This window comes from Rhizobacter sp. (genome assembly GCF_035702065.1).
In the GTDB taxonomy this organism is placed as follows: Bacteria; Pseudomonadota; Gammaproteobacteria; order Burkholderiales; family Burkholderiaceae_C; genus Rhizobacter.
In genome coordinates this window covers 1-9,068 of sequence record NZ_DASSRA010000090.1, presented here as the reverse complement: position 1 = coordinate 9,068, position 9,068 = coordinate 1, and the positions used below count along the sequence as shown (strand labels likewise).

The following is a 9,068-nucleotide window of genomic DNA, read 5'->3' as shown; positions in this document are numbered from 1 at the left end:
GGCGAGCCCATCACCTGGAACCAGGCCTCGGGCCGCGTGCTGGCCTCGGAGTTCGTCAACAACGGCCGCAGCTACTCGGCCGTGTGGTACCAGGAACCCAACAGCAAGGGCGGCTACTACAGCTTCGATGGCGAGAGCAAGCGCCGCGCGTTCCTCGCCAGCCCGATGGAGTTCTCGCGCGTGACCTCGGGCTTCTCGATGCGCATGCACCCCATCCTCAAGACCTGGCGCGCCCACCTGGGCGTGGACTACGGCGCCCCGACCGGCACCGCGGTGCGCAGCGTGGGTGATGGCGTGGTCGATTTCGCCGGCTGGCAAAACGGCTACGGCAACGTCGTCCAGATCCGCCACAGCAACGACCGCACCACGCTGTACGGCCACCTGAGCCGCATCGACGTGCGCAAGGGCCAGCGTGTCGACCAGGGCATGCGCATCGGCGCGGTCGGCGCGACCGGCTGGGCCACCGGGCCGCACCTGCACTTCGAGTTCAAGCTCAAGGGCCAGCAGCAGAACCCGTTGGTGATCGCCAAGACCTCCGAAGCGATCACGCTGTCGCCCGCGTCCCGCGTGCAGTTCGCGATGGTCGCGCAGCAACTGCGCCGTCAGTTGGAGACCGCCGAGACGCAGGCCAGCAACCTCGCGTACGTCGAGTAAAGCCGAGTAGGCACCCCAGTCCAGCCAGACGCGTTGCACAATTCGGCGATGGCTGAAATGTTTGCGGGTCTGATGTCCGGCACCTCGCTCGACGGTGTCGATGGCGTGCTGGCCGAGTTCTCGGCGAGCGGCATTCCGACCGTGGTGTCGCACGCTTATCGCGCCTTCCCCGAAGCGCTGCGTGACGAGCTGCTGGCGCTCAACACCTCCGGGCCCGACGAACTGCACCGCTGCGCCATTGCCGCCAACACCCTTGCCGGCTTGTACGTGGAGGTGGTCGGCGAACTCCTGCAACAGGCGCAGGTCGCTCCTTCGGCCGTCCGCGCCATCGGCAGCCACGGCCAAACCGTGCGCCACCGGCCTGCGCTCGGCTACACCTCGCAAATCAACAGCCCCAGCATCCTGGCCGAGCGCAGTGGCATCGCGGTCGTGGCGGACTTTCGCAGCCGCGATGTGGCGGCTGGCGGCCAGGGCGCACCGTTGGTGGCGGCGTTCCACCGCGCGCTGTTCGGCACCTCGGGCGAGACGCGCGCCGTGCTCAACCTGGGCGGCATCAGCAACCTCACTGCCCTGCTCGCCGACGGGCGGACCACCGGCTTCGATTGCGGCCCCGCCAACGTGCTGATGGACCTCTGGAGCTTGCGCCACATTGGCCAGCGCTTCGACGCCGACGGTGCCTGGGCTGCCACGGGCCGCATCCAGCCCACGCTGCTCGAAGCCTTGCTGCAGGAGCCCTACTTCGCTGCCGCGCCGCCCAAGAGCACCGGGCGCGACCTGTTCAATGCCGAGTGGCTGCGCCAGCGCATGCAAGGCCTGGAGCAGCCCTGGGCGGCAGAAGACGTGCAAGCCACGCTTTGCGAGCTGACCGCCCTCACTTGCGCCCAAGCCACCAAGGCACATGCCTCCGGCGCGACCGAGCTGCTGGTGTGTGGCGGCGGCGCACTCAACAAGCACTTGATGCGACGCCTCGCCCACCACCTGCCCGGCATCGCCGTGCGCCTGACCGACGACCGCGGTCTGCCGGCGCAGCACGTGGAAGCCGCCGCTTTCGCGTGGTTGGCCTACCGGCACCTGCACGGCGAGAGCGGCAACTTGAGTGCCGTCACCGGTGCCGCTGGCCCGCGCGTGCTGGGCGCGCTCTATCCCGCATGAAAAAGGCCGCCCGAAGGCGGCCTTTCACTGGGAGCTGAAGGGTCTCAGACCGAGAAGCTCGAACCGCACCCGCAGGTGGTGGTCGCGTTCGGGTTCTTGATCACGAACTGGGCGCCTTGCAGGTCGTCCTTGTAGTCGATCTCGGCGCCGGCCAGGTACTGCAGGCTCATGGCATCGATCAGCAGAGTGACGCCGTTCTTGTTCATCTGGGTGTCGTCTTCGTTGACGATTTCATCGAAGGTGAAACCGTACTGGAAGCCGGAACAGCCACCGCCTTGCACGAAGACGCGCAGCTTGAGGTCGGGGTTGCCTTCCTCGTCGACCAGTTCCTTCACCTTGTTGGCGGCGCTGTCGGTGAAGACAAGCGGCACCGGGGGTGCGTCGGCCTCGGGGGTGTGAACTTCGTTTGCCAGGGCGCTCATGGGGAATCCTTCCAGTCGAAGGCTCAATTATCCACGCCCTGGCGAAGACCTCACTGGGCGTTGGATGCTGCCAACTTGATCATTGCGGGCTTTTCCTCCGCCTTCAGCGGCCGCAACTCACCTTCAATGGTGGCGCCCTGGTGCATTTCAAGCGCCTCGTACTTCACGTCGCCCACGATCACGGCCTTGGGCTGCAGTTCGAGCAGGGCATCGGCCTGCACCGGGCCCGTCACATGACCGTTGATGATCACGTGGCCGGCCTTGACCTGGCCCACCACCCTGGCCTTTTCGCTGATCACGAGGATGCTGTTTTCCATGGTGCCGGCCACCACGTCGCCCTGCACCTCGCCGTCGATGCGCAGGCCGTCGGTGAAGACCAACTCGCCACGAATGACCGTGCCCTCGCCGATCAGGGTGCGGATGGGGGGCTGCTTCTTCTTCGCGAACATGGTGTGACTCCTGGCGTCAACGTCGATCGGCCCAGCGCTTGCGCCCTAGGGTGTTCATAGCTTCACGGTCTGGGTGGCCTTGAGGCTCCCCTGGTTGTCCGTCACCTTGACCTGCACGGTCTTGACCACGGCTTCCTGCGGGTAGTCGACCATGCCTTCGAGCCGAGCCGATTGCTTGACCTGAAGGGGTTTGGGGCCGCCGGGCTGGGAAATGGTCCAGGGTTTGTCACCCAGTGTGCCCGACAGCACGATGTCGTAGCGCCCGACAAACTCGGGCAGATTGCGGCCAATTTGCATGATCAACACCTGGAACCGCAGGTGCCCGGGCTGCGCCGCCTCGGCCTGCAGAGCCCGAACGTTCAGCCCGGCGACGCTGGCGGGCAGCAGCCGCTCGAAGAAGCCCAGATCGGCCTTCAAGGCCATGTTCTCGGACTCGATCTGCTTGATCTGCTGCGCCAGGCGCTCCTGCGCCGCCTTCTCAGTCTTCAGCAGGCTTTCGGCCGTGTTGGCAATCGACTGGGCACCCTCGCGCTCCTCGCGCAGCTTGGACACTTCGACGCGCAACTGGGCGAGTTCGGCCTTGGCATCCTTGTCCAGGCCGGCGATGCTCTTGCCGAACTCGAACGCCCACAGCGACACGGCCGCGGAAAAACCGAACATCAACGCCACCGCCACCCAGCGCAAGGGCCAAGGTAGGTGACTGCGGACGATCATGCGGGGCGCACTGATCGACAGTCGTCGGCGTAACAGTTTCCAGCGCATTCGGGGGCGGTTCCTAGGCCACTTGAATAGGGGGGAGGCGCGATTGTAGGAGCGCCACCCGGCCACAGCCTGTGTCGAAACCTTGCAGGTGTGTGCATCCCCGTCGCCCATGAAAAAGGCCGCTCGAAAGCGGCCTTTTTGCACAAAAACCTGGGCAGGGTTTTGTCGGATCAGCGCTTGCTGAACTGCTTGCGGCGGCGAGCGCCGTGCAGACCGACCTTCTTGCGCTCGACTTCACGCGCATCGCGCGTGACGAAGCCTGCGTGCTTGAGCACGGACTTCAGCGTCTCGTCGTAGTCGATCAGCGCACGGGTGATGCCGTGGCGCACCGCACCGGCTTGGCCCGATTCGCCACCACCGTGCACGTTGACCTTGACGTCGAAGGCAGCATCGTTGGAGGTCAGCACCAGCGGCTGCTTGACGACCATGATGGAGGTCTGGCGGCCGAAATACTGCTCAACGGTCTTGCCGTTCACGAGGATCTGGCCGGTGCCCTTCTTGATGAACACACGAGCCACCGAAGATTTGCGGCGGCCGGTTCCGTAGTTCCAATTTCCGATCATCACCGCTCCTTAGATGTCCAGCGTCTTGGGCTGCTGGGCGGTGTGCGGATGCGTGGCACCGGCGTACACCTTCAGCTTCTTGACCATCGCGTAACCCAGCGGACCCTTGGGCAGCATGCCCTTCACAGCCTTCTCGAGCGCGCGGCCCGGGTGCTTTGCTTGCAGATCCTTGAAGGTCGTGGCGCGGATACCGCCGGGGTAGCCCGTGTGGCGGTAGTACACCTTGTCGGTGGCTTTGTTGCCAGTCACGCGGAGCTTGTCTGCGTTGACGACGACGATGAAATCACCGGTATCGACGTGAGGCGTGTAAATGGCCTTGTGCTTGCCGCGCAAACGGAGTGCCACTTCGCTGGCAACACGTCCGAGCACCTTGTCGGTGGCGTCAATCACAAACCACTCGTGCGTCACTTCGGCCGGCTTGGCGCTGAAGGTCTTCATGAGGTTCTTTCTAGATGCCCAACCCTTGGCGGGCGTGGCGGGATGTGGCTCAATCGTCGAACATGCCGCGTTGCTCTCGGTGCTGCTTATTTCCAGGCAGCCTCTCAAACCACGGACAGTCGTATCTCTTTCCCAGGAGCCGAACGGGAAAGCCTTCTAGTGTAGCTGAAAGCCCGCTATTTGTGCGCAAGGAAACTTTGGCACGGGTGTTCAGTGGCAGTGAGAATGGTCGATAATCATAGGGTTTTCACCAATACGAGGTCAGCATGGATTCGTCGGGCACTCCGCTCTCTCCCGCACCGGGCGAAGGTGCGAGGTTGTCATGGGTTCCGATTCGTTCGCTATCCGAACGACATCGCGAAAGAATCGCCAATCACCTCCTCTCTCTCCAAGAGAGTGATCGCTACCTTCGGTTCGGTTATCCCGCCACCGACGAGCAGATTGACCGTTACGTCACCTCACTGGATTTCGAGCGCGACGAGGTTTTCGGCATCTTCAACCGACGCCTGGAACTGATCGCGATGGCCCATCTCGCCTACCTGCCGGTGTCCGGCGCGGCAGGAGAAACCGCCACGGCCGAGTTCGGCGTATCGGTCATCAAGCGCGCGCGCGGCCGGGGCTACGGTGCCAAGCTGTTCGAGCATGCGGTACTGCACGCCCGCAACCGTGGCTGCGAGCGTCTGTTCATCCATGCACTGAGCGAGAACACCGCCATGCTCAAGATTGCGCGCAATGCCGGTGCCACGGTCGAACGCGATGGTCCGGAATCAGAAGCCTGGCTGAAGCTTCCGCCGGACAGCTTCTCTTCTCAAGTGGGTGAGATGGTCGGCGCACGGGTCGCCGAGTTCGACTATCGACTCAAAGTGCAGGCCCATTGGCTGAACGACTGGCTGAACGTCGTCTCTGAAGTCAAGACTCACATGGGCGAAACCCGCCGCACTGCGTCAGAGTAAGCCGCGCCTCTCGGCACCTCACGCGCCATAGCCTTTTCCCACACCCATGTCGGGGATGGGAGGGGTGCAACGCCACAAGTAGCATCCTTTTCAGTTTCCCCATTTTTGGCGTCTCGTCGACGCCGTGGTGGACACACTGAGTCCGTGCCGTGAACGTGCCCAACCTCCCCTGGCTTCCCTGGGCCGCATTGGCTGCAGTTGCCCTTCTGGCATTTGCTCTGGTCTTGCTGATGCTGCGCTCTCGCAAGCCCCGCCCCAAGCCACTGCCGCTGGAATGGGCCTTGGCCGGGCGGCCGGTCTTCAGCACCGATGAGCGCCGCATCTATCGCTTGCTGCGTGAGGCGCTGCCACACCACATCATCCTGTCGAAGCTGCCCCTGGTGCGCTTCTGCCAGCCCACCGACCAGAGCGAAGTGCGCTACTGGTATGACCTGCTGGGCACCAACCACGTGACCTTCGCGGTGTGCAGCGCCAATGGGCGCGTGCTGGCCGCCATCGATCTCGACTCCGAGCGCGGCAGTTCGCACCGCATCCAGCAGATCAAGCAATCGGTCCTGTCGGCCTGCCGCGTGCGCTACCTGCGCTGTCCGGCCGACCACCTGCCTTCGGTGGCTGAACTGCAACTGCTGGTGCCGCACAGCGGCGCCGCATCGCGCGCACCGCAGCCCATGCCCACCCTGCACCAGGCGCGCGACACCTTGGCCAACACCGTGGCCCATCGCCGTGCTGAACGCACGGCCTTGTGGCAAGACTCGTCGTTGTTCCAGGACTCCTTCTTTGCGCCCGACAGCCGCCTCGACGCATTCATGTCGAGCGAGTTTGCCGGCCTGCCGGATCGCCCTTCGTCCGTGATCGGCGGCGCGCACGATGAACGCGACGATGTCGCGGGCGTGGTCGTCGACGGCCCCTCGGCCTCGCCCAACGCTCGCCACTGACCGGCGCGTACGATGCGCGCATGCCCCATGCGCCGCACGACAACAACGACACCCCTTACGCCGGCCTCACCCCTGAGGCCGTTCTCGACGCGCTGGATGCGGTCGGCCTGCGCGGCGACGGCCGGCTGATCCAGCTCAATTCCTACGAGAACCGCGTGTTCCAGGTCTTCCTGGAAGACGGCCGCGTGGTGGTGCCCAAGTTCTACCGGCCGGGCCGATGGAGTGATGCGCAGATTCTGGAAGAGCACGCTTTCGCCGCCGAACTGGCGGCAACCGAGATCCCCGTGATCGCGCCCTGGCGCCTCGGGGACAGCACCCTCGCCCACGTGAGCATCGCCGGGAGCCCCTACCGCTTCAGTGTCAGCCCGCGCCAGTCGGGCCGCGCGCCCGAACTCGAAGACCCGGCGACCCTGGAGTGGCTGGGCCGTTTCATCGGCCGCATCCATGCCATCGGTGCGACGGCTTCGTTCGCGCACCGCCTCACGCTCGACATCGCCACCTACGGCGAAGCACCGCGCGACTGGCTGCTCGACTCGGGAATGATTGCGATCGAGGCACAAGACGGCTGGAAACACGCCGTCAACGACGTGCTCGACGAAGTCCGCCGCTGCTTCGACGCCGCCGGCGCCTACAAGCCCATCCGGCTGCACGGCGACTGCCACCCCGGCAACGTGCTTTGGACCGACGCCGGCCCGCACTTCGTCGACCTCGACGACGCGCTGATGGGCCCGCCGATGCAAGACCTGTGGATGCTGCTATCGGGCGACCGCCAGGCCATGCAGGGCCAGCTCTATACCCTGCTCTCGGGCTATGAGGACTTCATGGAGTTCGACTGGCGCCAGCTGCGCCTCGTCGAAGCGCTGCGCGCGCTGCGCATGATCCACTACAGCGCGTGGATCGCCCGCCGCTGGGCCGACCCGGCCTTCCCGGTCGCCTTCCCTTGGTTCGGCGGGCGCAGCTACTGGAGCGAGCAGATCACCCGCATGCGCGAGCAGCTCGAAGCCCTGCGCGAGCCCGCGCTGGGCGGGCTGCCGCTCTAGATCAGGCCGTCAGCAGCGCGTTGACCCGCTTCACGTAAGCCGCCGGGTCTTCCAGCTGACCCCCTTCGGCCAGCAGGGCCTGGTCGAAGAGGATGTGGGCCAGCTCATCGAAGTGCGCGCTGCCGTCCAGGCGCTTCACCAGCGCGTGCTCGGCGTTCACCTCCAGCGTGGGCAGCGACTTGGGCGCCGTCTGCCCGGCCTGCTTGAGCAGGCGCGCCAGGTGGCCGCTGATGTCGCCTTCTTCCACCACCAGGCAGGCCGGCGAGTCGACCAGGCGCGTGGTGACGCGCACGTCCTTCGCGCGGTCCTTCAGCGCTTCCTTCAGGCGGTCGAGCACCGGCTTGAAGGCGGTGGCGGCCTCCTCGGCCTGCTTCTTCTCGGCCTCGTCCTGCAGCTTGCCAAGGTCCACCGAGCCCTTGGCCACGCTTTGCAGCGGCTTGCCTTCGAACTCGTAGACATGGCTCAGCATCCACTCGTCGACGCGGTCGGTCAGCAGCAGCACCTCGATGCCCTTCTTGCGGAAGATCTCCAGCTGCGGGCTGCTCTTGGCGGCGGCCAGCGTGTCGGCCGTCACGTAGTAGATCGCCTCCTGGCCTTCCTTCATGCGCGACACGTAGTCGGCCAGCGCAACACCATCGTCGGCGTGCGTGGAGGCGAAGCGGAACAGCTTCACCAGCCGCTCCTGGTTGGCATGGTCCTCGCCCACGCCTTCCTTCAGCACCGCACCGAAGTCCTTCCAGAAGGCCGCGTACCTGGCGCGCTCGGCTTCGTCTTCGCTGTTGGCCAGCGACTCCAGCATGCCCAGCACGCGCTTGGTCGAGCCTTCGCGGATGGCCTTCACGTCGCGGCTTTCCTGCAGCAGCTCGCGGCTCACGTTGAGGGGCAGGTCGGCGCTGTCGATCACGCCCTTGACGAAGCGCAGGTACACCGGCATCAGCGCCTCGGCGTCGTCCATGATGAAGACGCGCTTGACGTAGAGCTTGACGCCGCCACGCTTGTCGCGGTTCCACAGGTCGAACGGCGCCTTGGCCGGCACGTACAACAGCTGGGTGTATTCGCTGCGGCCTTCCACGCGGTTGTGCGTGTAGGCCAGAGGTGCCTCGCTGTCGTAGCTGATCTGCTTGTAGAACTCGTTGTACTGCTCGGGCGTGATGTCGCTCTTGCTGCGCGTCCACAACGCGGCGGCCTTGTTGACCGGCGCCCACTCGTCGACCTTGAGCGTCTGCTCGCTCTTCTCCGGGTCCCACTCTTCCTTCTGCATCAGGATGGGCAGCGAGATGTGGTCGGAGTACTTGCCGATGATGGACTTGAGCTTCCACATGCTCAGGAACTCTTCCTCACCCTCGCGCAGGTGAAGAATGATGTCAGTGCCGCGCTGCGGCTTGGTGATGGTCTCGACCTCGAAGTCGCCACTGCCTTCGCTGCTCCAGCGCACGCCTTCCTCGGGCTTGGCACCTGCGCGGCGTGATTCGACGGTGATGCGGTCGGCCACGATGAAGCCGCTGTAGAAGCCCACGCCGAACTGCCCGATGAGCTGCGCGTCCTTCTTCTGTTCGCCCTCGAGCTTGCTCATGAACTCGCGCGTGCCGCTCTTGGCGATGGTGCCGAGGTTGGCCACCGCTTCTTCCGCTGACAGGCCGATGCCGTTGTCGCGGATGGTGATGGTCTTGGCCGCCTTGTCGAAGCTCACGCGCACTTCG

The 9,068-nt window shown here is 65.1% G+C and carries 11 protein-coding genes; 5 read left to right on the top strand and 6 right to left on the bottom strand.

Annotated features, from left to right (window positions below; genetic code table 11):
* Both VFL64_RS04245 and VFL64_RS04240 read left to right on the top strand, forming a co-directional pair.
* Positions 1 to 654: M23 family metallopeptidase (locus tag VFL64_RS04245; RefSeq protein WP_489539141.1), on the top strand; the 654-nt coding region annotated here is incomplete at its 5' end.
* Between the two features lie 48 nt (positions 655 to 702).
* Positions 703 to 1,806 (top strand): anhydro-N-acetylmuramic acid kinase, encoded by a 1,104-nt coding sequence (locus VFL64_RS04240; protein WP_489539140.1) that lies wholly within the window; start codon positions 703 to 705, stop codon positions 1,804 to 1,806.
* 44 nt (positions 1,807 to 1,850) lie between these two features.
* Here VFL64_RS04240 and erpA read toward each other — a convergent pair whose 3' ends face one another.
* The 5 genes from erpA to rplM all read right to left on the bottom strand — a co-directional run bounded on the left by erpA (position 1,851) and on the right by rplM (position 4,440).
* Positions 1,851 to 2,228: an iron-sulfur cluster insertion protein ErpA gene (gene erpA, locus VFL64_RS04235; protein WP_489539139.1), complete on the bottom strand. Its 378-nt coding sequence runs from the start codon at positions 2,226 to 2,228 to the stop codon at positions 1,851 to 1,853.
* 50 nt (positions 2,229 to 2,278) lie between these two features.
* The gene (locus VFL64_RS04230; RefSeq protein WP_489539138.1) at positions 2,279 to 2,677 is read right to left on the bottom strand and encodes a bactofilin family protein; all 399 of its coding nucleotides are present in this window, start codon (positions 2,675 to 2,677) and stop codon (positions 2,279 to 2,281) included.
* Between the two features lie 54 nt (positions 2,678 to 2,731).
* Positions 2,732 to 3,439 (bottom strand): DUF6776 family protein, encoded by a 708-nt coding sequence (locus VFL64_RS04225; RefSeq protein WP_489539137.1) that lies wholly within the window; start codon positions 3,437 to 3,439, stop codon positions 2,732 to 2,734.
* A 170-nt stretch (positions 3,440 to 3,609) separates the two neighbouring features.
* A complete protein-coding gene (gene rpsI / locus VFL64_RS04220) occupies positions 3,610 to 4,002 on the bottom strand; it encodes a 30S ribosomal protein S9 (protein WP_489539136.1) in 393 nt (130 codons plus the stop codon).
* Positions 4,003 to 4,011: 9 nt separating this feature from the next.
* Positions 4,012 to 4,440, bottom strand: coding sequence for a 50S ribosomal protein L13 (rplM, locus tag VFL64_RS04215; protein WP_489539135.1), 429 nt, complete (start codon positions 4,438 to 4,440; stop codon positions 4,012 to 4,014).
* Positions 4,441 to 4,706: 266 nt separating this feature from the next.
* On the opposite strand from rplM, the gene VFL64_RS04210 reads away from it, so the two are divergent.
* The 3 genes from VFL64_RS04210 to VFL64_RS04200 all read left to right on the top strand — a co-directional run bounded on the left by VFL64_RS04210 (position 4,707) and on the right by VFL64_RS04200 (position 7,368).
* Positions 4,707 to 5,393, top strand: a complete 687-nt coding sequence (locus VFL64_RS04210) for a GNAT family N-acetyltransferase (RefSeq protein ID WP_489539134.1) — start codon at positions 4,707 to 4,709, stop codon at positions 5,391 to 5,393.
* A gap of 230 nt (positions 5,394 to 5,623) precedes the next feature.
* Positions 5,624 to 6,328 (top strand): DUF2726 domain-containing protein, encoded by a 705-nt coding sequence (locus VFL64_RS04205; RefSeq protein ID WP_489539133.1) that lies wholly within the window; start codon positions 5,624 to 5,626, stop codon positions 6,326 to 6,328.
* A gap of 20 nt (positions 6,329 to 6,348) precedes the next feature.
* Entirely contained in the window at positions 6,349 to 7,368 is a 1,020-nt protein-coding gene (locus tag VFL64_RS04200) for a serine/threonine protein kinase (RefSeq protein ID WP_489539132.1), read from the top strand.
* 1 nt (position 7,369) lies between these two features.
* Here VFL64_RS04200 and htpG read toward each other — a convergent pair.
* The coding region (gene htpG / locus VFL64_RS04195; RefSeq protein ID WP_489539131.1) for a molecular chaperone HtpG at positions 7,370 to 9,068 on the bottom strand (1,699 nt) is incomplete at its 5' end.